The 21975-nt window shown below is 69.5% G+C and carries 23 protein-coding genes and 3 tRNA genes; 11 read left to right on the top strand and 15 right to left on the bottom strand.

What is annotated here, in order from left to right; genetic code table 11:
- Positions 1 to 3: 3 nt before the first annotated feature.
- The 4 genes from gyrA (at position 4) to HW566_RS09165 (ending at position 3206) form a co-directional block, all read left to right on the top strand.
- Positions 4 to 2583 (top strand): DNA gyrase subunit A, encoded by a 2580-nt coding sequence (gene gyrA / locus HW566_RS09180; RefSeq protein WP_178012267.1) that lies wholly within the window; start codon positions 4 to 6, stop codon positions 2581 to 2583.
- Positions 2580 to 2984, top strand: a complete 405-nt coding sequence (locus HW566_RS09175; RefSeq protein WP_178012265.1) for a DUF3566 domain-containing protein — start codon at positions 2580 to 2582, stop codon at positions 2982 to 2984. Before gyrA ends, HW566_RS09175 begins: the two co-directional genes overlap by 4 nt.
- A gap of 61 nt (positions 2985 to 3045) precedes the next feature.
- Positions 3046 to 3119, top strand: a tRNA-Ile gene (locus HW566_RS09170).
- Positions 3120 to 3133: 14 nt separating this feature from the next.
- Positions 3134 to 3206 (top strand) — tRNA-Ala (locus HW566_RS09165).
- A gap of 58 nt (positions 3207 to 3264) precedes the next feature.
- Here the strand turns inward: HW566_RS09165 and HW566_RS09160 are convergent.
- On the bottom strand, positions 3265 to 3750 hold the full coding sequence (locus HW566_RS09160; protein WP_178012263.1) for an aminoacyl-tRNA deacylase: 486 nt from the start codon (positions 3748 to 3750) through the stop codon (positions 3265 to 3267).
- A gap of 5 nt (positions 3751 to 3755) precedes the next feature.
- Positions 3756 to 4334 carry a DNA helicase gene (locus tag HW566_RS09155; protein ID WP_178012262.1) on the bottom strand — a complete coding sequence of 193 codons (579 nt, stop codon included), beginning with the start codon at positions 4332 to 4334 and terminating at the stop codon, positions 3756 to 3758.
- 92 nt (positions 4335 to 4426) lie between these two features.
- Here HW566_RS09155 and HW566_RS09150 point away from each other — a divergent pair, with 92 nt between their 5' ends.
- Both HW566_RS09150 and HW566_RS09145 read left to right on the top strand, forming a co-directional pair.
- Positions 4427 to 4984, top strand: a complete 558-nt coding sequence (locus tag HW566_RS09150) for a peptidylprolyl isomerase (protein WP_178012260.1) — start codon at positions 4427 to 4429, stop codon at positions 4982 to 4984.
- Positions 4985 to 4991: 7 nt separating this feature from the next.
- On the top strand, positions 4992 to 5882 hold the full coding sequence (locus HW566_RS09145; protein ID WP_178012258.1) for a rhomboid family intramembrane serine protease: 891 nt from the start codon (positions 4992 to 4994) through the stop codon (positions 5880 to 5882).
- A 71-nt stretch (positions 5883 to 5953) separates the two neighbouring features.
- Here the strand turns inward: HW566_RS09145 and HW566_RS09140 are convergent, their stop codons facing one another.
- Complete coding sequence (locus tag HW566_RS09140; protein ID WP_023953414.1) at positions 5954 to 6193, bottom strand: cell division protein CrgA; 240 nt, start codon at positions 6191 to 6193, stop codon at positions 5954 to 5956.
- Positions 6194 to 6332: 139 nt separating this feature from the next.
- Between HW566_RS09140 and HW566_RS09135 the strand changes: the two genes are divergently transcribed.
- Genes HW566_RS09135 through HW566_RS09125 form a run of 3 tightly spaced genes read left to right on the top strand, consistent with a single transcriptional unit; the run spans position 6333 to position 7830 of the window.
- A complete protein-coding gene (locus tag HW566_RS09135) occupies positions 6333 to 7034 on the top strand; it encodes a class E sortase (RefSeq protein WP_256728646.1) in 702 nt (233 codons plus the stop codon).
- Positions 7034 to 7192, top strand: a complete 159-nt coding sequence (locus HW566_RS09130; protein ID WP_178012257.1) for a hypothetical protein — start codon at positions 7034 to 7036, stop codon at positions 7190 to 7192. The genes HW566_RS09135 and HW566_RS09130 overlap by 1 nt, the downstream gene beginning before the upstream one ends.
- Positions 7189 to 7830: an anthranilate synthase component II gene (locus HW566_RS09125; protein WP_178012255.1), complete on the top strand. Its 642-nt coding sequence runs from the start codon at positions 7189 to 7191 to the stop codon at positions 7828 to 7830. Before HW566_RS09130 ends, HW566_RS09125 begins: the two co-directional genes overlap by 4 nt.
- Before the next feature lie 25 nt (positions 7831 to 7855).
- On the opposite strand, the gene pknB is transcribed toward HW566_RS09125, so the two are convergent.
- The 7 genes from pknB to HW566_RS09090 form a co-directional block, all read right to left on the bottom strand.
- Positions 7856 to 9493: a Stk1 family PASTA domain-containing Ser/Thr kinase gene (gene pknB, locus HW566_RS09120; protein ID WP_256728949.1), complete on the bottom strand. Its 1638-nt coding sequence runs from the start codon at positions 9491 to 9493 to the stop codon at positions 7856 to 7858.
- 122 nt (positions 9494 to 9615) lie between these two features.
- Positions 9616 to 11460 carry a protein kinase domain-containing protein gene (locus HW566_RS09115; protein ID WP_178012251.1) on the bottom strand — a complete coding sequence of 615 codons (1845 nt, stop codon included), beginning with the start codon at positions 11458 to 11460 and terminating at the stop codon, positions 9616 to 9618.
- A complete protein-coding gene (locus HW566_RS09110) occupies positions 11457 to 12914 on the bottom strand; it encodes a peptidoglycan D,D-transpeptidase FtsI family protein (RefSeq protein WP_178012249.1) in 1458 nt (485 codons plus the stop codon). Before HW566_RS09110 ends, HW566_RS09115 begins: the two co-directional genes overlap by 4 nt.
- Positions 12911 to 14296 carry an FtsW/RodA/SpoVE family cell cycle protein gene (locus HW566_RS09105; RefSeq protein ID WP_178012247.1) on the bottom strand — a complete coding sequence of 462 codons (1386 nt, stop codon included), beginning with the start codon at positions 14294 to 14296 and terminating at the stop codon, positions 12911 to 12913. The genes HW566_RS09110 and HW566_RS09105 overlap by 4 nt, the downstream gene beginning before the upstream one ends.
- A complete protein-coding gene (locus tag HW566_RS09100; RefSeq protein WP_178012245.1) occupies positions 14293 to 15531 on the bottom strand; it encodes a PP2C family protein-serine/threonine phosphatase in 1239 nt (412 codons plus the stop codon). Before HW566_RS09100 ends, HW566_RS09105 begins: the two co-directional genes overlap by 4 nt.
- Before the next feature lie 10 nt (positions 15532 to 15541).
- Complete coding sequence (locus HW566_RS09095) at positions 15542 to 16099, bottom strand: FHA domain-containing protein FhaB/FipA (protein ID WP_178012242.1); 558 nt, start codon at positions 16097 to 16099, stop codon at positions 15542 to 15544.
- A complete protein-coding gene (locus HW566_RS09090; RefSeq protein WP_178012240.1) occupies positions 16096 to 16836 on the bottom strand; it encodes an FhaA domain-containing protein in 741 nt (246 codons plus the stop codon). The genes HW566_RS09095 and HW566_RS09090 overlap by 4 nt, the downstream gene beginning before the upstream one ends.
- 185 nt (positions 16837 to 17021) lie before the next feature.
- Between HW566_RS09090 and HW566_RS09085 the strand changes: the two genes are divergently transcribed.
- Positions 17022 to 17105: transfer RNA gene (locus HW566_RS09085), tRNA-Leu, on the top strand.
- Between the two features lie 204 nt (positions 17106 to 17309).
- On the opposite strand, the gene HW566_RS09080 is transcribed toward HW566_RS09085, so the two are convergent.
- From HW566_RS09080 to hxlB, 3 genes are all read right to left on the bottom strand, one after another.
- Positions 17310 to 18140, bottom strand: coding sequence for an AbiTii domain-containing protein (locus tag HW566_RS09080; RefSeq protein ID WP_178012239.1), 831 nt, complete (start codon positions 18138 to 18140; stop codon positions 17310 to 17312).
- A gap of 141 nt (positions 18141 to 18281) precedes the next feature.
- Positions 18282 to 18905, bottom strand: coding sequence for a 3-hexulose-6-phosphate synthase (gene hxlA, locus HW566_RS09075; protein ID WP_178012237.1), 624 nt, complete (start codon positions 18903 to 18905; stop codon positions 18282 to 18284).
- Between the two features lie 73 nt (positions 18906 to 18978).
- The gene (gene hxlB, locus HW566_RS09070) at positions 18979 to 19575 is read right to left on the bottom strand and encodes a 6-phospho-3-hexuloisomerase (RefSeq protein ID WP_178012235.1); all 597 of its coding nucleotides are present in this window, start codon (positions 19573 to 19575) and stop codon (positions 18979 to 18981) included.
- 93 nt (positions 19576 to 19668) lie between these two features.
- Between hxlB and HW566_RS09065 the strand changes: the two genes are divergently transcribed.
- The gene (locus HW566_RS09065; RefSeq protein ID WP_178012234.1) at positions 19669 to 20493 is read left to right on the top strand and encodes a helix-turn-helix transcriptional regulator; all 825 of its coding nucleotides are present in this window, start codon (positions 19669 to 19671) and stop codon (positions 20491 to 20493) included.
- A gap of 9 nt (positions 20494 to 20502) precedes the next feature.
- Here the strand turns inward: HW566_RS09065 and HW566_RS09060 are convergent, their stop codons facing one another.
- Together HW566_RS09060 and HW566_RS09055 are read right to left on the bottom strand one after the other, a co-directional pair.
- Complete coding sequence (locus HW566_RS09060; protein WP_178012232.1) at positions 20503 to 20994, bottom strand: GNAT family N-acetyltransferase; 492 nt, start codon at positions 20992 to 20994, stop codon at positions 20503 to 20505.
- 174 nt (positions 20995 to 21168) lie between these two features.
- Entirely contained in the window at positions 21169 to 21840 is a 672-nt protein-coding gene (locus tag HW566_RS09055; RefSeq protein ID WP_178012230.1) for an HAD hydrolase-like protein, read from the bottom strand.
- Positions 21841 to 21975 lie beyond the last annotated feature (135 nt).

Raw genomic sequence — 21975 nt, 5'->3', positions numbered from 1 at the left:
CGCATGTCTGACGAAGAACGTCCCGACCTCACGCCTGCCCACAACCACGGCAACATCGATCAGGTCGACCTCCAGGTCGAGATGCAGCGGAGCTACCTCGACTACGCGATGAGCGTCATCGTCGGTCGTGCCCTCCCCCGCGTCGAAGACGGACTCAAGCCGGTGCACCGTCGGGTGATCTACGGCATGTACGACGGCGGCTACCGGCCCGACAAGAGCTACTCGAAGTGCGCCCGCGTCGTCGGCGAGGTGATGGGTCAGTACCACCCGCACGGCGACAGCGCGATCTATGACGCCCTCGTACGCCTCGTTCAGCCGTGGTCGCTGCGCTACCCGCTCGCCGACGGTCAGGGCAACTTCGGCTCGCCCGGCAACCAGGGCGCAGCGGCACCCCGGTACACCGAGACCAAGATGGCTCCGCTGGCGATGGAGATGGTCCGCGACATCGACGAGGACACCGTCGATTTCGAGGACAACTACGACGGCAAGACGCAGGAGCCCGTCGTCCTGCCCTCGCGCTTCCCGAACCTCCTCGTCAACGGCTCGGTCGGCATCGCGGTCGGCATGGCGACGAACATCCCGCCGCACAACCTCCGCGAGGTCGCCGAGGGTGCACTCTGGTCGCTCGAGCACCCGGAGGCCACGCGCGATGAGCTGCTCGAAGCGCTCATGTCGCGCATCCACGGGCCCGACTTCCCCACCGGCGCGCAGATCCTGGGCACGAAGGGCATCCGAGAGGCCTATCGCACCGGCCGCGGGTCGATCACGATGCGCGCGGTCATCGAGGTCGAGGAGATCCACGGCCGCAACTGCCTCGTCATCACCGAGCTGCCGTATCAGGTCAACCCCGACAACGTCGCGCTGAAGATCCGCGACCTCGCCCGCGACGGCAAGATCACCGGCATCGCCGACATCCGCGACGAGACCAGCGACCGCACCGGTCAGCGTCTTGTGATCGTGCTCAAGCGCGACGCCGTGGCCAAGGTCGTGCTCAACAACCTGTACAAGCACACGCAGCTGCAGGAGAACTTCGGCGCCAACATGCTGGCGATCGTCGACGGCATTCCGCGCACCCTCCCCCTCGACGGCTTCGTGACGTACTGGATCGAGCACCAGATCGAGGTCATCGTCCGGCGCACCCGCTACCGCCTGAACGAGGCCGAGAAGCGGATGCACATCCTGCGGGGTTACCTGAAGGCGCTCGATGCGCTCGACGAGGTCATCGCGCTCATCCGCCGCTCGCCCACGGTAGACGAGGCCCGCGAGGGCCTGAAGAGTCTGCTCGAGATCGACGACCTGCAGGCGGACGCGATCCTCTCGATGCAGCTGCGTCGCCTGGCCGCGCTGGAGCGTCAGAAGATCGTCGACGAGGCGACCGAGCTCGAGCTCAAGATCGCGGACCTCAACGACATCCTCGACACCCCGAGCCGGCAGCGGACGATCATCGCCGAGGAGCTCACCGCGATCGTCGACAAGTACGGCGACGAGCGGCGCACGCACATCCTGCACGGCTTCGACGGCGACATGTCGATGGAGGACCTGATCCCCCAGGAGGAGATGGTCGTCACCGTCACCCGTGCCGGCTACATCAAGCGCACCCGCAGCGACAACTATCGTTCGCAGCACCGGGGCGGCAAGGGCATCAAGGGTGCACAACTGCGCGCGGATGACGTCGTCGAGCACTTCTTCGTCACCACGACGCACCACTGGCTGCTGTTCTTCACCACCAAGGGCCGCGTCTACCGCACGAAGGCGTACGAGCTGCCCGAGGCCGGCCGCGATGCGAAGGGTCAGCACGTCGCAAACCTGCTCGCGCTGCAGCCCGGCGAAGAGATCGCCCAGATCCTCGACATCCGCGACTACGGCGTGGCGAAGTACCTCGTGCTCGCGACCCGCGACGGCAAGGTCAAGAAGACGGCGCTGTCGGAGTACGACACCAACCGTCAGGGCGGTGTCATCGCGATCCGCCTCCGCGGCCAGGAGGACGAGGCCGGCGGCGACGAGCTCGTCAGTGCGCTGCTCGTCGACGAGGGCGACGACATCCTCCTGATCACGCGCAAGGGCATGTCGCTGCGGTTCTCGGCGACCGATGACGCCCTGCGCCCGATGGGCCGATCGACCGAGGGCGTGAAGGGCATCTCGTTCCGAGACGACGACAGCCTCCTGTCGGCGTCGGTCGCGCGCAGCGAAGGCTACGTCTTCGTCGTCACCGACGGCGGCTACGCCAAGCGCACCTCGGTCGACCAGTACCGCACCCAGAGCCGCGGTGGCCTGGGCATCAAGGTGGCCAAACTGAACGACGATCGCGGCGTGCTCGCGGGCGGTCTGATCGTCTCGGAGACCGACGAGGTCCTCGTGGTTCTTGCCAGCGGCAAGGTGGTACGCTCCTCCGTGGCCGAGGTCCCGGCCAAGGGCCGCGACACCATGGGAGTCGTCTTCGCCCGGCCCGCGGACGACGACCGCATCCTCGCGATCGCCCGAAACGGCGAGCGGGGCCTGACCGAAGACGCGGCATCCGACGATGCCCCCGCCCCGGATGCACCCCCGTCCGCGGATACCGAAGAGAGTGGTTCTGACGCATGAGCACGGTCGCCGACAAACTCGCCAAGAAGTCCACCAGCAAGACCAGCTCCAAGCAGGTCCGCCTGCGCCTGGTCTACGTCGACTTCTGGTCGGCCGTGAAGCTGTCGTTCCTCGCCGCGGTTGCTCTGGCGATCGTGACGGTCGTCGCGACCTTCCTCGTGTTCATGGTGCTCAGCACGACGGGGCTCATCGACCGCGTCGATGAGCTGTTCGTGGCCTTCTCGAACGGTGACTTCTCGATCAAGCAGTTCCTCAATCTGCCGCAGGTGATGGCGTTCTCGGCCATCGTGGCGATCCTCAACCTCATCGTCGTCACGGTGCTCGGCGCGGTCGTCGCGGGCATCTACAACGTCATGGTCAAGGTCACCGGCGGGCTGCTCGTCGGCTTCACCTCCAATTAGTGAATTCCCGGTTCGTCCGGTAAAGTCTTGGAGGTTGCCGGCGCGTGAAGCGCGTCGGTACGGGGCTATAGCTCAGGCGGTTAGAGCGCTTCACTGATAATGAAGAGGTCCCAGGTTCAAGTCCTGGTAGCCCCACCCCGAACCCCCTCGGGGCCTTAGCTCAGCTGGTAGAGCGCCTGCTTTGCAAGCAGGATGTCAGGAGTTCGAATCTCCTAGGCTCCACGAAAACGGCAACGCCGGTACTCGACAGAGCACCGGCGTTCTTCGTTCCCGGATCGATTCAGCGCGAGCGCTGCTCCGTGATGTCGGCGACCGTCGCGCCGTAGGCTGCGATGAGGGCATCGGCGTCGACGAACAGGCTGTAGCCGTGTGCTCCCGCACCCATCGCGATGCGTCGGCCCACGATCGACGAGTCGGCGAAGATCGGCCAGTCGCCGGTGCTCCCGATCGGGACGATCGTGCCGCGCTCGTAGCCGGTCGCCTGCAGGGCGAGCTCGGGCTCGGGCAACCGCAGCTTGTTCACCCCCACGATGGCGCGGAGCTTGGGCCAGGAGATGACCCGATCTCCCGGAACCAGCGCGAAGAGATAGGTGTCGTCGCTGCGCTTGACGACGAGCGTCTTGACGATGTCGTCGGGCTCGAGCCCGAGCAGGGCCGCGGCCTCGTCGAGGCTCGATGCCTCCGGACGCGGCCGCACGACGACATCGAGCCCACGCTCGGCCGCCGCAAGGCGGACCCGAGACGTGGGCTCGAGATCTTCGGTCATCCGATTCAGGCGTCGGGCGCGCGCAGCGGGTCGTCCGCCACCCACAGCTCGTCGTCGGCGCGGAGCGTCTGCCAGGCGGCGTAGAGCACACCGGCCGCGGCGGTGACACCGAGGATGATGGCGATCACGCCACCGGCGCCCAGGCCCTTCTTGGGCTCGGGCAGAGCGGCGCGCGACTGGAACTTCTTGGTCGCCTTCTTGCCGTACTTCGCAGCCTTCTTCTTCACCGACGAGAGGTCGAGGTCGACACCCCGGCCGTGCGCGAGGCGCTCGCGGGTGTCGGTGGCGGCATCCCACACCGACAGCGCGCCGCCGACGACGGCTCCGGCGGCGGGGATGAGTGCGCCGTTGTACACCTTGCGGGTCGCACGGGCGGTCTTGTCGACGTACGGAGCCGCGTACTGCTCGTACGAGTGCTTCACGGCCGGCTGGACGTGCTCGCGGCTGTACTGGCCCAGCTGGTGACCGGCGTCACGGGCGACGTTCGCGGCCTCCCCCACCAGGACCTGCTGCGACTCCCACAGGGTGTTCGCCTGCTTCTGGAGCTTGCGGAGTTGCTTCTTGTGCTTGCGGCTGAGGCTCACGTGGGCCCTCCCTGCATCGTGGGACGTTTTCCCTCATCTTGCCAGAGAGCGCACCAGCCGGCAGGGCATTGACAGGTGCGAGAATGGCAGACATGCCTCAGCACACTGCAGTAGCGACGATCCACACCAACCACGGCGACATCGTCGTCAACCTCTTCGGCGACCAGGCGCCCCGCACGGTGAAGAACTTCATCGGTCTCGCCGACGGCACCGGAGCCTGGACCGACCCCGCGACCGGCAACCCCGGTGACGGTCCTCTCTACACCGACGTCATCTTCCACCGCATCATCCCGAACTTCATGATCCAGGGCGGCGACCCCCTCGGTCAGGGCATCGGCGGCCCCGGCTACAACTTCGATGACGAGATCAGCCCCGAGCTCGACTTCCAGAAGCCGTACATCCTCGCCATGGCCAACGCCGGCCTGCGTCGCAACGCCATCACCGGCAAGGCCGAGGGCACCAACGGCTCGCAGTTCTTCATCACCACCGACCCGACGCCGTGGCTGCAGGGCAAGCACACCATCTTCGGCGAGGTCGCCGACGCCGCCTCGCGCGAGGTCGTCGACGTGATCGCCGCCGTCAAGACCGGCGCGGGCGACCGTCCGGTCGAGCCCGTCGTCATGTCGTCGATCGACATCACCGCGGTCTGAGCGGTACGTGAGCGCGCCCGAGCTTCGGAACAACCCCGACAACTTCTGCTACCGGCATCCCGATCGTCAGAGCTTCGTGCTCTGTCAGCGCTGTCTGCGCACGATCTGCGCGGAATGCCAGACGCCGATGCCGGTGGGGGTCATCTGTCCCGAATGTCTGCGTGACCAGCAGAAGAACTCGGGCGCGCCACGGCCCCGGCGCCCACCCCGCGTGCTGCGAGCGGTACGGGCCGACGACTCGCGCCCCCTCGTGACCTACGGCATCATCGCGCTGACGTTCTTCAGCTTCGTCGTGGGTTTCATCCCCGGCGTGGGGTCGCTGCTGGCGCTCTTGCCGCCGCTGCTGTACCCCGAGTTCACCGGGACGTTCCAGCCGTGGCGGCTGTTCACCGTGCTGCTGGTGCACAGCGGCTTCTGGCATGTCGGCCTGAACATGCTCGCGCTGTGGATGCTGGGGCGCAGCCTCGAGCCGATGCTGGGGCGCGCCCGCTTCCTCTGGCTCTACCTGCTCGGCGGCCTCGGGGGATCGGTCGCCGTCGTCCTCTTCGGCTTCACCTCGACCGTCGTCGGCGCCTCCGGCGCGATCTTCGGTCTCTTCGGAGCTCTCCTCGTGATCGGCCGGCACATCGGAGCGAACATCACCGGGATCGCCGTCGTCCTCGGCATCAACCTCGTCATCACCTTCCTGCCCCTGCTGACGACGGCCTTCGGAGGCAGCGCGGCCGTGCAGGTGTCGTGGCAGGCGCACGTCGGCGGCCTGGCGGTGGGTGCGCTGGTCGGATCGATCTTCGCGCGGACGCGGACGCTCACGCGGCGGAGCTGGCAACCGTGGCTGCTCGGCGGCACCGCGGCCGGCCTGTTCGCGTTGCTCGCGTTGCCGCTCGCCATCTACGGCTGAAGTTATCCACAGGTCTATCCCCAGGTGGGGAGAGAATCACACCGGTGTGATTCGTTCGCGGAGAACGGTCGTCAGCGCCACCGCGTCGTCATCAGGAAGCCGACGAACGCGATGCCGAAACCGATCACCAGGTTCCAGCCGCCGATGCCGGGGACGGGCAGCGTGGAGTTGCTGAGGTAGAACACGAGCACCCACACGAGTCCGATGAGCATCAGTCCCAGCATGATCGGCTTGAACCAGACCGGGTTAGGTGCGTCATCTGCGGGGCGTCGCTCCACGGTCGGGTCGTCGTGGTCGCTCGAAGATGCCATGGATGAATCCTAACCGTCAGCCCCGCGATATCCCGGGCGGCTAAACTTCCCGATCGTGGAGCACAGCCCGTCGCAGACCCGCCGCGCCCGGCGGACGTCGCGGTCGCGGCCGCCACAGGCGCGGCGGAGAGTCGGCGTCGTGGGTGTGCTGGGGGAGCTGCTCCTCACCGCCGGCGTCGTGATGATGCTCTTCGTGAGCTGGCAGATGTGGTTCGGCGACATGATCATCGGGTCGCAGAAGCAGGCCGAGGCGTCCGCTCTCGCGCAGCAGTGGCAGGCCGACGGGGCCACCGCGCCGCCCGCCTCGGACGACGGGGCCGCCGATCCGGGGGTGGTCCCCGTGCTCGCCGAGCCCGGTCGGGGGGCGGAGTTCGGGGTCATGCACGTGCCGCGTTTCGGCCCCGACTGGCAGTTCACGATCGCGAACGGCACGGCCAAGAAGACCATCCTCGACGAGGGCTACATCGGTCACTACGAGGGCTCGGCGATGCCCGGCGCCGAGGGAAACATGGCCGTCGCCGCGCATCGATGGACCTCGGGTGCGCCCTTCGATCCCGTCGATCGTCTTGTGATCGGCGACGCGATCGTGATCCAGACCCAGGACGGCTGGTACACCTACCGCTTCCGCAACGTCGAGTATGTGCAGGACACCGCGATCGAGGTCCTCAACCCCGTGCCGCAGCAGGTCGACCTCGCCGCGAACGGGCGCTTCCTCACCCTCACGAGCTGCGCGCCCAAGCTCAACATGCTCGAGCGCATCATCTCGTATGCGGTGTTCGACGAGTTCACCCCCACCGCCGACGGACCTCCGGCGTCGCTGGGCGACGGGGGCGACGCCTGATGTACGGGGCGCTGTGGCGCGTCCTTCCGGGTCCGTGGTGGGTCCGGGTGCTCCTCCTGGTGATCCTCGCCGCCGCGGTCGTGTACGCCCTGTTCTTCTGGGTGTTCCCGGCGGTTGCGCCGTTCTTCGCTCCCGGCGAGGAGTCGACGGTCGGGTGACGCGCATCCTGGTCGTCGACAACCACGACAGCTTCGTCCACACCCTCGTCGGGTACCTCCGCGAGCTGGGTGCGATCACCACCATGGTCGAGGCCGACGGGATCGACGACCCCGATCGCGTGATCGCCGGGTACGACGGCATCCTGGTCTCTCCCGGCCCCGGCTCTCCCGAGGACGCCGGGGCATCGGTGGCGGTGGTGCGGTCAGCAGCCGCGGCCGCCGCACCGCTGCTCGGAGTGTGTCTCGGCCACCAGGCTGTCGCGGTGGCGTTCGGGGGCGAGGTGGGGGAGGCGCCGGAGCTGATGCACGGGATGACCTCGCCGGTCGAGCACGACGGGTCGTCCCTGTTCGCCGGCCTGGCGCGCCCGTTCACCGCCGGTCGGTATCACTCGCTCGCGGTGGACGCCGCCCGGCTGCCGGGCGAGCTCGTCGTGACGGCGACGACCCCGGCGGGAACCGTGATGGCCCTCGCGCACCGGTCGCTGCCGATCTACGGCGTGCAGTTCCACCCGGAGTCGGTGCTGACCGAGGGCGGCTATCGGCTGCTGGGCAACTGGCTCACGATGCTGGGATCGACCGGTGCCGACGAGCTCGGCGCGCGGCTGCGGCCGCACCGCTCCGACGACGCCGCGGGCTGAACGGCGCGTTCGGCGCTCGGCGGGATCAGGCGCCGGTGCAGACCGTGAGCGACACCGTCGAGCCGATGGGCACCTCGCCCGGCATCAGCGACTGCGTCGCCACGGTCGGGCCGCCCGGCGATGCCGCGCAGCCCGGGTCCTCGACGACCTCCGGAACCAGCTGGAGCGACTCCTGCTGCAGCTCGCGCTGCGCCGCCTCGACGGTGTATCCGGTGAGGTCGACCAGGATGACGGTGCCGCTGGCGACCACGAGATTCACCGGGCTGCCCATCGCAAGCTCCGCGCCCGGTTGCGCGGACGTCTCGATGACGGTTCCGGCGGCGAGCGTGGGATGGTTCTGCGAACGGACGGTGCCGAGCTGGAGGCCCGCGTCGGCGAGGGCCTGGGTCGCCTCGTCGCGAGAGAGGTTCACGAGCGTCGGCACCGCGGCCATCTCCTGCCCGGTCGACACGTACACCGCCACGCGCTGTCCCGGCGACACCGTGATGCCCTCGGCCGGTTCGGTCGCGATGACATCGCCTTCAGGCACGATGTCATCGCTGCGATCGGAGCGCACCGGGTCGAGATCGGCCTCGGTCAGCAGGTTCTCGGCGAGGTCCCACGACTTGCCCGAGACCTCGGGGACGACCCGCGAGGTGGGAGGCACCGTCGAGGTGGGCCGGAAGGCCAGCACCCAGATGAGCACGGCGATCAGGAGTGCGGCGAGCACGGCGACACCGGCCCAGATCCAGCTGACCGGGGGACCGGACTGGGTACGGCGCATCGAGTTGTCGGTGCTGAGCTGACGCAGCGACCGAGCCGTCTCGGCGGCATTACGCGGATCGGGCCCGTACAGCTCGTTCGTCAGAGCGCCCATCTGGCGTTTCGAGGGCTGCTTGCCGCCGATCGCCTCGTCGAGCGCGGTACGGAACTCGGTCGCATCCTGGAATCGCTGGAACGGGCTCTTCGCCAGGGCACGGAGCACGACGGCATCCAGTGCTCGAGGCACGTTCTCGACGATCTCGGACGGCGGGAGCGGCGCTTCGCTGACGTGCTGATAGGCGACCGCGACCGGGGTCTCACCGCGAAAGGGCGCGCGACCGGTGAGCAGCTCGTAGAGCACGACGCCCGTCGAATACAGATCGGCCCGCGCATCGACCGGCTCGCCCTTCGCCTGTTCGGGCGAGAAGTAGGCCGCGGTGCCGATGATGGTCGTCGTCTCGGCGACGGTCGACGACGAGTCCGAGACGGCACGAGCGATGCCGAAGTCCATGACCTTCACCGAGCCGGCGTCGGTGATCATGACGTTGCCGGGCTTGATGTCGCGGTGGACGACTCCGGCGCGATGGGAGTACTCGAGCGCCTCGAGGATGCCGTCGACGTAGCGGACCGCGTCGGCCTCGGAGAGCGGGCCCGCGTCGATCATGTCTTTGAGCAGGCGACCCGTGACCAGCTCCATGATGATGTAGGGCACGGGATGCCGGCTGCCGTCGGGGTCGACCTCGACATCCTCACCCGCGTCGAAGACGCGGACGATCGAGGTGTGCGCCATCCGGGAGGCGGCCTGCGCCTCGAGGCGGAAGCGGGTGCGGAATCCGGGGTCGTCGGCGAGCTCCCGCTTGAGGATCTTCACCGCGACCTCGCGGCCCAGGGTCACGTCGTAGCCCCGATACACGCTCGCCATTCCGCCGCGGCCGATCGGCTCGTCGACGCGGTAGCGCTCTGACAGCACACGATGCTCTGCCGACACGTCACTCCCTGCGTTCGACTCGTTCTCCGCTGATGGCCTCATGGTGCGTGCGACGCTCAGTCGTCGTTGCCGCCGCTGCCGCTGCCGGATCCGCCGTTGCCGTTCCCGTTCCCGTTCCCGTTCCCGCCCGAGGGCGGGGTGGTGGGGGCCGACTGGATGGTCGCCGCGGCCTCGCTCGACACCGGCGATGTGCGGTCGCCGCTCTCGCCGGCGCAGGTCACGGTGTAGGTGACCGACAGCGCGCCGGAGTCACCGACGGTGACGGGAGCAGGACGCTGGTTCAGGCTGAAGCTCGACGTGGTCTGGCCGTTGGCGAAGGTGCCGCCCGAGACGGTGAAGCGGTACTCCGAGGGCGTGAGGCCCGCGGGGCACCCGTAGTTCGACCACATCACCTGCACCGTGGACCCGGCGGTGACACTGGTGACGGTCTCGCCCTCCGACTGGATGGTGGGTGCGGCGGGAGCCTCGAGCGGGCTCTGCTCGGCGTAGGCCGTGAGGGTGACGGTGTCGGAGAGCTGCACGTTGCCGAGGGGCACGACGCTGTAGACCTGACCCACCTGACCGTCGTCGCTCGCCGGGTTGCCGGGCGCGCAGGTCACGTTCACCAGACCCGCCTCCTCCGCCACGGCGAGGGCGTCCTCGCAGCTGAGGCCCACCAGTCCGAGGCCGTCGATGTTGATCGAGGTCGGGGCGGAGGGGGTCGCCGGCGTCGACGGGGTCTCGATCGGCGTCGAGGGAGCCGCACCGGTCGGCGTCGTCGGAGCGGGGTCCGGGTCGCCGCTTTCGGAGAAGAGGGCGAACAGCGTGCCGCCGAGGACGATGACCAGCAGCGCGATCAGCGCGACGAGCGGCCAGGTCCAGCGGCTCCGCTTGCGCTTGGGCGCCTCACCGGAGCGGTCGTCGGCGGCCAGCGCGTCGGGGGCGCCGGCAGCGGCGCCCAGACCGGCGCCGGCTGCCGCGGCGGCGCCCGCCGGCATGAGCAGCGTCGCGGTGTCGCCACCGTCCGAGCTCAGCAGCTGCGTGACGTCGCTCGTGCCGGCACCGCCGACGATGGCGGGAACGGCGGCGTGGGCTGCGGCGAGGTCGCCGCGGCGCAGCGCGGAGGCCGCGCGCGCGACGGCCGACGCCGAAGCGGGACGGTCGTCGGGCTTCTTGGCGATCATCGCGAGGATGAGCTTCTGCACCGGTTCGGCGACCGTGGCCGGCAGCGGCGGCGGCTGCTCGTTGATCTGCGCCATGGCGATCGCCACCTGCGACTCACCGGTGAACGGGCGCTTCCCGGCGACGCATTCGTAGGCCACGATGCCGAGCGAGTAGGTGTCGGTCGCCGGGGATGCCGGGTGACCGGATGCCTGCTCGGGGGAGAGGTACTGCACCGTTCCCATGACCTGACCGGTGGCCGTCAGCGGCACCTGATCGGCGATGCGGGCGATCCCGAAGTCGGTGATCTTCACGCGACCGTCGGGGGTGATCAGCAGGTTGCCCGGCTTGATGTCGCGGTGGACGAGGCCGGCCGCGTGCGCAGCCTGCAGCGCCGCCGCGGTCTGGGCGACGATGTCGAGGGTCTTGTCGGACGAGAGGGCGCCTTCGCGCTCGAGAATCGTCGACAGGGCCTCGCCGGGCACGAGCTCCATGACCAGGAACGCGCTGCCGTTCTCCTCGCCGTAGTCGAACACGCTCGCGATGCCCTCGTGGTTCACCAGCGCCGCGTGGCGCGCCTCGGCGCGGAAGCGCTCGAGGAACCCGGGATCACCCATGTACTCGTCTTTGAGGATCTTGATCGCCACGGTCCGGCCGATGACGTGGTCCGTGGCTTCCCACACCTCGCCCATACCGCCGATCGCGATCCGCGAATCCAGTTCGTAACGCCCGCCGAAGCTCACGCCTTGCATCGGTCTCATCTGTTCAGCACCGCCTCGATAACCTTCTTCGCAATGGGGGCTGCGATCCCGCTGCTCGTTCCGGCCTGCCCCTGGCCGCCCCCGTTCTCGACCATCACCGTGACGGCGATCTGGGGGTCGTCCGCCGGCGCGAAACCGGTGAACCACAACGTGTACGGATCGCCTGGACCGTGCTCCGCAGTGCCTGTCTTTCCGGCGACATCGACGCCGTCTATTCTTGCACCGCTCGCAGCGCCGTCACGGACATTGGCGACCATGAGGGTGCGCATCTGCTCGGCGACGTCCTCGTCGAGGGCCCGGCCGAACTCGCTCGGCTCGAACGTCTCCTGCACGGTCAGATCCGGAGCCACCACCGAGTCGAGCAGCTGCGGGTTCATGACCATGCCGCCGTTGGCGATACCGGCCGAAACCTGGTTGATCTGCAGCGGCGTGGCGGTGACGTCGCCCTGTCCGAAGCCCGACAGCGCGGTGCGGGCATCGTTGAGCGCACGCGGGTACTGCGACGTCGCGGCGGGCAGCGGCGTGCTGATCTCGGTGTTGAACCCGAACTTCTCGGCCTCCTCGCGGATGGCGTCGTCGCCCAGCTCGACGGCCAGCTCGGCCATCGGGATGTTGCAGCTCAGCCGCAGCGCGTCTGCGAGGGTCACCGTCTCGCCGGGACCGCACGTGCCGAGGTCGAAGTTGTGGAGCGTGTTGCTCGTCCCCGGGATCGTCCAGGTGGCGGGGTTGGGGAACGTCGACTGCGGCGTGTAGTCGCCCGACGACAGTGCGGCGGAGGCGACGACGAGTTTGAACGTCGACCCGGGCGGGTTCAGATCGCCCTCGATCGCCCGGTTGAACAGGGGCTTGAGGGGGTCGGCGGCGAGCTCGTCGTACGCGGCGTTGACGCCGCCGGAGTCGTGGGATGCCAGGAGGTTCGTGTCGAAGCTCGGGCTCGTCACCATCGCGAGGATGCGGCCGGTCGACGGGTCGCTCGCGATGACCGCGCCCTCGTAGCCCTGGAGCGCGTCGAAGGCGGCGCGCTGGATCGTCGGATCGATCGTGAGCAGCACGTTCGACCCCCGTGCCGGGGCGCCGGAGATGATCTGCTCGAGACGCGCGAGGAACTGGGTGTCGTCGGTTCCCGAGAGCGACTGGTTCATGAGCTGCTCGAGGCCGCGGGAGGACCCGAGCACCGGGTTGATCCAGCCGGTGATGGGCGCCCACATCGCGGCATCCGTGTACTGGCGCTGCCACGAGTAGATGTCGCCGCTGGGAACGGATGCCGCCACGACCGAGCCGCCGGCGATGATCGAGCCGCGCTGCACCTCGAACGAGTCGTAGAGGGTCCGGCGGTTGCCCGGGTCTTCGTTGAGGGCCTGCGCCTGGATCACCTGGATCCAGCTCGTCGAGACGAACAGGGCGAGGAACATCGCGAGCATGACGAAACTCAGCCGTCGTAGTTCCTTGGTCATCCGATCACCACCCGGGGTCGAGAGCGCACGGCGTCGGAGATGCGCAGCAGCAGGGCCACGATGATCCAGTTGGCCACGAGCGACGACCCGCCGGCCGCGAGGAACGGTGTTGTCAGCCCGGTGAGCGGGATGACGCGGGTCACGCCGCCGACCATGATGAACACCTGCAGCGCGATCGTGAACGACAGCCCGGTCGCGAGCAGCTTGCCGAAGTCGTCCTGGCCGGCCAGCCCGATGCGTACTCCGCGACTGGTGAACACCATGTACAGGCACAGCAGCGCGAAGACGCCGATGAGGCCGAGCTCTTCGCCGAGGCTCGGGAAGATGTAGTCGCTCTGCGACAGCGGCGTCATCCACGGCCGGCCCTGCCCGAGCCCGGTGCCGATGAAGCCGCCCTTGGCCAGGCCGTAGAGGCCGTTCACGAGCTGGAAGCTGCCGCCGCCGGCCTCGATGTTCTCGGGGTCGAACGGGTTCAGCCAGTTCTGGAAGCGGCCGTTGACGTACGGCAGCACCTGAGAGGCGATGACCACGCCGCTGACGACGAGCGCGAGGCCGATCATCACCCAGCTCGTCTTGCCCGTGGCGACGTAGAGCATCGCGATGAACATGCCGAAGATGAGCGTCCCGGTGCCGAGGTCGCGCTGCAGCACGATGATGCCGAGCGAGATGACCCAGATGACCAGCACCGGCCCGAGCTCGCGGGCGCGCGGCCAGGTGACGCCGAGGAACCGCGTTCCCACCGAGGTCAGTGACTCGCGGGTGCGCACGAGGTAGCCCGCGAAGAAGATCGCGAGGGCGATCTTGGCCAGCTCACCGGGCTGGAACGACACGATCCCGCCGATGGAGACCCAGACATCCGCGCCGGCTTCGACCCCGAGGCCGGGCACGAAGGGGAGCAGCAGCAGTCCGACGCCGACGAAACCGAAGATGTAGGTGTAGCGGAACAGCACGCGGTAGTTCCGCAGCGCGATCACCACGGCGAGTGCCGCGGCGAGTGCGATGGCGCACCACACCAGCTGACGCACCGCCAGCATGTCCCAGCCCTGCGACGTTCCCTCGAGGTCGATGCGGTAGATCATCGCGATGCCCACGCCCGACAGCAGCGTCGCGATCGGCACGACGAACGGATCGGCGTCGCGGGCGCGCAGGCGCAGCACGATGTGGATCGCTAGCGCCAGCACATCGAGAGCCGAGCAGTAGATCAGGAACGACGAGTCGATCGCCCCGTTGGTGCCGAGCTGCACGAGGGCCAGGGCCGCGGCGTTGATGACGAACGCGAACAGGAGCAGACCGAGCTCGCGGTTGCGCTGCGTCTGCGGCATCCGGAGCTTGCGCAGCGCCTTGATGACGGAGGTGTCGGCCGAGACGGGGGCACTGGTCATGATCCGCTTCCCCCGTCCACGCGCAGGTTCTCGACTTTGGCGCGGGCGTCGGCGAGCGAGTCGGCCGCGATCGTCTGCTCGAGCGCCTGCAACTGGTAGGGCGCGAGGTCGCTCAGCGGGATGCCGGTGTCCTCCTCGGGCGATGACAGCGAGATCGGACCGATGCTCGGCGGGATGCCGCGGTAGATCACGACGGTGTCCTCGTCGACCCCGACGAAGAAGCGGGTCTGCGTCCAGCTGTACGAGGCGAACAGCACGACCCCGATCGCCGCGAGGATCACGATGAAGCCGCCGAACCAGGTGATGCGCCGCCGGCGGGCGCGGCGGCGGTCCTCCTCGATGAGCTCCTCGAGGAACTCCGCCGCGGGCTCGAAGTGCGTCGGCTCGTTCGCGGCCTGCCGCACCGGGTGCAGCCAGCCGCTGCGCGGCGGCCGGGCCGCCGGCACGTCGATGCCGAGCGGGTGCGACGCCGAGCCGACGACGGTCGGGGGACCGCTGAAGAGCGGATGCTGTCCGCCGACGTCGACGATCACGATGGTGACGTTGTCCGGTGCGCCGCCGTCCAGGGCCTGCTTGAGCAGGCTGTCGGCGGTTCGCCCGGGCGCCCACCCCTGCGCCAGGGCCTTGGCGGTGTGGGGGTCGTCCACGACGCCCGACAGGCCGTCGGAGCACAGCAGCCACCGGTCGCCCGGCTGGGTGGGCATGACGAAGGTGTCGATCTCGGGATCGGGGTCCATGTCGCCGAGCACACGCATGAGTACCGAGCGCCTCGGGTGGTAGCGGGCCTCCTCGGGGGTGATACGACCCGAGTCCACGAGCCGCTGCACGAACGTGTGGTCGGTGGTGATCTGTGTCAGCGCGCCGTCCCGGAACAGGTACAGCCGCGAATCGCCGATGTGGGCGATGACGGCGTACTCGTCGACCATCACCAGGGCGCTGACGGTCGTACCCATCCCGGCGAGCTCCGGACGCACCTTGACGGTGCTGATGAGCTCGGTCGCCGTGTCGGCCAGCGCCTCGCGCAGGGCCGTCTCGGCCGCCGTGGTCGTCGGGAACGCGTGGTCGAGGCTCTGCAATCGCTGGACGGCGAGACTCGACGCCACGTCACCGCCGGCGTGCCCACCCATGCCGTCGGCGACGACGAACAGGTTCGAGCCGCAGAAGCCCGAATCCTGGTTGTTGGAGCGGACCTTCCCGGTGTGCGAGATGGCGGCGCTGGAGCCCTGGAAGACCATACGGAGGGGGTTACTTCCGCAGTTCGAAGGTCGTCGCGCCGACCTTGATCGGCGCTCCCACCGTCACCGGAACCGGCGAGGCGACCCGCTCGCCGTCGTGCCAGGTGCCGTTGGTGGAGTCGAGGTCCTGGATCATCCACTGGTTGCCCCATAGGACGAGGCGCGCATGGTGGCTCGAGGTGTAGTCGTCGCGGATGACGAGGCCGGACTCGCTCGAGCGCCCGATCGTCAGTGGCTCGGAGCCGAGCGGCAGCTCCAGTCCGGCCTTGGGACCGCTCGTGATCACGATGCGCGCGACCGCGTCGGTGGTGGCCTTGCCGCTCGCGCCCGCGGGGGCTGCGACGCCGACCGCGCCGACGGCCGCGGTCGCGGCATCCGGCGACGACGTCGGCGGACGGGTGACGGCGGGCCCGCCGGCGGATGCAGCGCCGGCCGCGGCCGGCTCGGGGAGCTTGCGCACCTTCACCCCGAACAGGTCGGCTCGCAGCGAGTAGACCACGGCGAAGACGAAGAACCAGAGCAGGACGAGGAAGCCGATCTGCAGCAGCAGCAGGGTGAGCGGACTCATCGGGCGTCACCTCGCGTGTCGTACATGCGCGTCGCGTCGGCCGCCGACATGCGCGGGCGCGCGGGCGACTGCGTCTGCGGGACGACGCGGAAGACGATGTCGGTCCGGCCGATGCGAACGACGCCGTCGACGGGCAGTGCGGCCTCGCCGACGCGTGCACCGTTGAGCTGAGTGCCGTTCGTCGAGCCGAGGTCGCGCACCATCGCGCGCTCGCCGTCCCAGAGGATCTCGACGTGCTTGCGGCTCGTGCCGGCGTCGGGGATCGTGATGTCGGCGTCGCTGCCCCGGCCGATGACGGTCCGCGATGCGACGATCGGATGCCGGGTGCCGTCGATCTCGAGCACGGGCTGCCACGAGACGCGAGCGCCGGAATCCGCGTTCGAGTCCACGCGCACCGTGCCGGTCGACAGCTGCGGGTCGGCGTCGAGCGACACCGAGACGGCGCTCGAGAACGAGTAGCCCTGGGCGGCGGCGTGCTTCTCGACCAGTCCGCGCAATTCGTCGAGGAGGGCGGGCCCGATCGCGCTCATGCGCTCGGTGTCGTTGTCGGACAGGCGCACCGTGAAGGCGTTGGGCACCAGGATGCGGTCGCGGCTGACCACGGCGGCCTTCTTGTCGAGCTCGCTGCGGAGCGCGGAAGCGATCTCCACCGGCTGGACACCGCTGCGGAAGGTCTTCGCGAAGGCGCCGTTGACGGCACGCTCGAGACCCTTCTCGAAGCTGTCAAGTAGTCCCACGGGGCTCCTCAGGCAGGCGGATGGTTGCTTCATCGTAGTCAGGCAGGCTGAACGCACGATGCATCCCGGGTCGGTTCCATGCTGGTTGGGGGTCGCATCCGCCCCCGCGCGACCGCCGCCACGGGCTTCGACGGCTGCCGCGCCGTGATATCCTCGGGAAGTTGATTGCGTGGAAACACGTTCTCGCGCGAGTGGCGGAATAGGTAGACGCGCTGGCTTCAGGTGCCAGTGCCCGCAAGGGCGTGGGGGTTCAAGTCCCCCCTCGCGCACAGCGAGACGACAGCCGGTCGGTGGTGTGAACCCCGACCGGCTTCGTCGTTCCGGCGGTCGGGTCAGTCCCGCCGGCCCGGGCCCGACGCCGATGAGGCGACGTTCTCGATCAGGTGCAGCTCATCGGCGTCGTCGATTCGGACGCTGCACATGAACGAGCTCGGTGCGAGACCTTAGTCATCCCCGTCCCGGCACGCTACGCCTCACCAGCCGAGGTGACCGGCGGCGATGTCGACGACGAGGTCCGCGGCGTCGTCGGGGTGGATGCCGGGGGCGGCGGGGATCCGACCGGAGCGCACGGCGTTCGCCAGACGCTGCACACTGTTGCGTTTGACGGCGCCGGTCTCGTCCTCGAGGACGACGCGGGCTGCGTCCTCCGCGCGGTGCGTGTCTGCCAGGACGGCCGACATGAGCTCGACGAGCTGCACCGCGGCGGCATCCTGGAAAAGCGCGGGTGTCGTCCCGGGGGCGCCGAGACCGGGCGCGAGCCCGAGTGCCCCGTCGACGATGAAGGCGAGCGAAGCCGCGGACACGGCGAGCCCGTCGGCGGTCTCCTGCACGACGGCGCGGAGGTCGAGCGCGATCTCGAGGGCGCGGTTGCGCACCGTCTCGTCGACGGATCGCAGCAGGGGAGCGGGGACGACGCTCGACTCCGCGCAGAGGCGCATCAGCGCGATGCGCGGGTCGATCCCGGCCGCGACGCGTCCGCGGAAGCGCTGGGCCTCGGTCCCGTCGTCGGCGGCGAGCGTCCGATCGCGGACGAGCTCGGCCGTGCGCGAGAGCTCGACGAGGGGGCCGCGCAGCTCGATGGTGACGTTCGACGGCGCGGCATCCGAACCCTCGACGGGGAGGGTGAACGGTCCGCGGTAGGTCGGCAGCCGGTGCTCGGGAAGGTACCCGGTCAGCTCCGCGCGAGCCCAGGACCGCAGTTCGTGCGAGCCGATGTGCTGCGCGAGCGTCTGCACGAGCCGGAGCAGATCGGGAGTGGACGTCGATGACGAGGCGGCGGTCACGACGTCGTCGAGCAGATTCATCGTAGAAGTATGCCTGCGTGGCCCTGCGTTCTCCGACCCGGGAAGCCCGCCCTGCGCGATTCCAGAGGGAATGCTCGCCCGCCGGGACGCAACCGGGTGAGCGGCGCCCCGACGGGCTCGCCGGGCGGGGCGCCGCGCCGGTCAGCCGATGGCTGCACGCAGCTCAGCGGCTGCCGCACCCACGTCAGGAGCGCCGTAGAGCGCGCCGCCGACGACGGCGACCTGGGCTCCCGAGTCGCGCACGGCGCCGATCGTGCTGAGGTTCACGCCACCGGCGATCGAGAACGGCACGCCGGAGGCCTCGCCCGCGCGCAGCAGCGTGTCGAGGGAGTAGCCCTCCAACGCCTGCTCGTCCAGGCCCGCGTGCACCTCGACGAACTCGGCGCCCAGAGCCACGACCTCCTTCGCGCGGGCCGCTTTGTCGGCGACGCCGATGAGGTCCACGACGACGCCCTTGCCGCGCGCGCCGGCCGACTTCACGGCGCCGGCGATCGTGCTGTCATCGGCCGCGCCCAGCACGGTGACGAGATCGGCGCCGGCGTCGAAGGCGAGGTCGGCCTCGAGCTCACCGGCATCCATCGTCTTGAGGTCGGCGAAGATCACCTTGTCGGGGTGGGCGTCCTTGAGCGCGGTGATGGCCGAACGGCCCTCGCTCTTGATGAGCGGGGTACCCAGCTCGAGGATGTCGACGTGGGCGGCGGCGGCCGCGGCGAGCTCGAGGGCCTTCTCGATCGAGAGGGTGTCGATGGCGAACTGCAGCTTCATGGGTATCCAATCCGGGGGGTGGTCGTGGTCGGGGGGCCGCTGTTCGCGGTGGCGGGGTTGACGGCGGTGCGGGTCACTCGAGGTTGGCGTGGCGTGGCCAGAGCTCGTCGGCGCTCGTTCCCTGCCGGCCCCACATCGCGTGGAAGAGCCCGTCGCCGATGACGACGACGAGCTGCTCGAACAGGCTGCCGGCGTACTGACGCGAGGCCGCGGCCGAGCGGTCGAGCTTCTGCGCGGCCGGCACCGCGATCACGACGTCGGCGAGTCGGCCGAGGGTGGAGCCCGCGTCGGTGGTGATGGCCGCGACGGATGCACCCTCACCGGATGCCGTGCGCGCGGCGCGCACCACGCTCTCGGTGCCACCGGAACCACTGGCCGTCAGCAGCAGGTCGCCGGCGCGGATCGCCGGGGCGGTCGGTTCACCCACCACGTGGACGTCGAGGCCCAGGTGCATGAGGCGCATCGCGGTCATCCGCAGCGCGATGCCCGAGCGGCCCGCGCCCAGGAGGAACACGCGATCGGCGGCGAGCAACGCGTCGGCCAGGTCGTCGAGCGCGGATGCCGCGACGACGGCAGTGCGCTCGGCGGCGCGCAGCAGTTCGTTCGCGACCAGCGACACGGCGGCGGAAGACGAGTGCGCGACCGAGGAAGAGGCGGTCGATCCAGGCATGGGCCCAGTGTGTTCGGACGGCCGGTGCGCGTCGATCACCCGGTGGGATGGTCCGTCCTACCCGTACGGATGGGGTGGGTAGTGTGGGCTGTCATGCACCTGGACGACATCTCCTCCGCCGCCGCGCGCCGCGCCGCCGCCGACCACGCCCGGGCGCTCGCAGACCAGCGGGACCGCTACGCGCTCACGCTCGAATCGCTTCTCGCGACGCTGCGCTCACCCCGTCTGGACGATCGAGCCGCGCGCACTGTCGCCGTCGACGTCGCGGCGGGTGCGCTCGTCGGCCTGCGCGAGCAGACGGATGAGCAGGGGGCCGCTCTCGAACCGGTCGTCGGGGCCTTCGAGCGCCTGCGCGGCGACCTCCGGCCACTCGTGCGCTACAGCGATCTCGATGTGCAGTTCGTCGAGCCGCCGGCGAACGGTCGCGCGCTGCCGGGTGAGATCGCCCACGCGGCACGGACGATCGTGCGCAGCACCGTGCTGGCGATCGTCGACCGCGCCGAGACCTCGCGCATCCGCATCCAGTGGGACTGCGACGGACTGCACCTGCTCATCGGCATCCGCGACGACGGCGACGGCGAATTGACGAGGCACGACGACGAATTGCGCCCGGTGGCCGAGATCGTCTCGTCCCTCTCCGGGCACCTATCCGTGACCTCTACGAAAGGGTGGGGGTCGGAGGTCGCGATCCAGCTGCCGCTCGATCCGCCGACCGGTCCTGGCGAGGTGCCCGACGGCTTCGAGGCGAGCCCGCGCGAGCGGGATGTGCTGCGCCTCGTCGCCGCCGGTCGCCGCAACCGCGACATCGCCGAGACGCTCGGGGTGAGCGAGAACACCGTGAAGTTCCACGTGTCGAATCTGCTGCGCAAAGCAGGAGCGGCCTCGCGGGCCGAACTCGCCGCGCTCGCCCGCATGTAGACCCCGCGGTCAGATGCCGTCGAGCGTGGGGGGCAGCGCGAAGACCACCTCGTCGATCGCGGTGCCCCGCGCGGGTGCGAACGAGCGCTCGCGACGGATCTCGCTGAAGCCGTTGCCGCGCAGGACGGCGATGGATGCCGCGTTGTCCGCGGCCACGCGGGCGTAGAGCGGTCGCTCGGCCTCGCGCATGACGAGCATTCGCAGTGCGGCCGAGGCGACTCCGCGACCCTGCGCATGGCGCGCGATCCAGTAGGTCACCTCGCGGTCGCCGTCGACGGTGAACGCCGCCGCGGTGCCGGCGAAGCCGCCGTCCTCGGTGACGACGAGCATCGTCACACTGTCGTCGGTGCGGTGCCGTTCGAGCCACGCGTCGAACGCCCCGCGATCGGACGGATCATCGGCGGTGAAGGCCGCCTGGGCGACGGCATCCGGGTCGCGCATCATCTCGAAGACGGCGTCTGCGTCGTCATCGTCGAAGGGTCGCAGGTCTACGTGTGCCACGACCAGCACGCTACGCGGATGAAATGCGTCTCATCTGCGGGTATCGGTGGAAGCGGATCATCAGTACAGTGGTCCCCGTCACGCAGTGCGTGACGTATCCGGGGGGATCCGTCGACGCCCGGGCGCTGCTTTCTGGCATGCAGCCCGGGCGTCGAATGGGGGAGGCCCGTCGGGTCAGCCCCCGGGCAGCAGCTCTGCGCGCAGCTGGTCGATGTCGTCGACCACCGCGATCGCACCACGTGCTTCGTCGGGGGTGCTGAAGCCCCACGACACGAAGATCACCGGCACGCCCTTCTCGGACGCACCCTCGACATCGTGGTGGCGGTCGCCGATGAGCACGGGCCGCGAGACGTCGACGCCGTCCGCCGTGAGGCGGCGCAGCGCCTCGCCGACGACGTCCGCCTTCGAGCTCAGCGTCTTCTCGTCGGTGGTCGCCCCGACGATCTCGCGCAGTCGCGGGGCGAGGCCGAAGTGCTCCATCAGCGCTCGGACCTGCACCTCGGGCTTCGAGCTCGCGGTCGACTGCGGCACACCCGCCTCGTCCAGCTCGACGATGAGATCGGCCACGCCAGGGTAGAGCCGGGCGCCGGTGGTGTAGCCGTCGGCCTTGCCGAGCACCCGGTAGAACGACACCGCCTCGGTCGCCTTCTCGGGCGTCATCCCCAGGTTGTGCTGGAACGACTCGTGCATCGGCGGTCCGATCCAGTCGATCAGCTGGTCGGTCGTCGGAGCCGGATGCCCGAAGTGCGCAAGGGTGATCGTGAGGCGTCGGAGGATGCCCTCGGAGGCGTCGACGACCGTGCCGTCGATGTCCCACAGGACGCAGGAGAACGGCGATCGGGTCATGCTCCCAGCCTACGGGCCGGGCGCCGAGCTGCCGGTCGGGGGCGGCTGGTGCGGGCACGCGGCAGCTGGCCGCGGGAGGATCACCGTTGAGTCCCATCTCGGGGTGTGGACGAGCATCAGCCTCTGTATCCGCCG

It is taken from the genome of Microbacterium oleivorans (genome assembly GCF_013389665.1).
Taxonomy (GTDB): domain Bacteria; phylum Actinomycetota; class Actinomycetes; order Actinomycetales; family Microbacteriaceae; genus Microbacterium; species Microbacterium oleivorans_C.
Note: the sequence above shows the minus strand (reverse complement) of the source record. Positions and strands in the feature narration are given on the sequence as shown.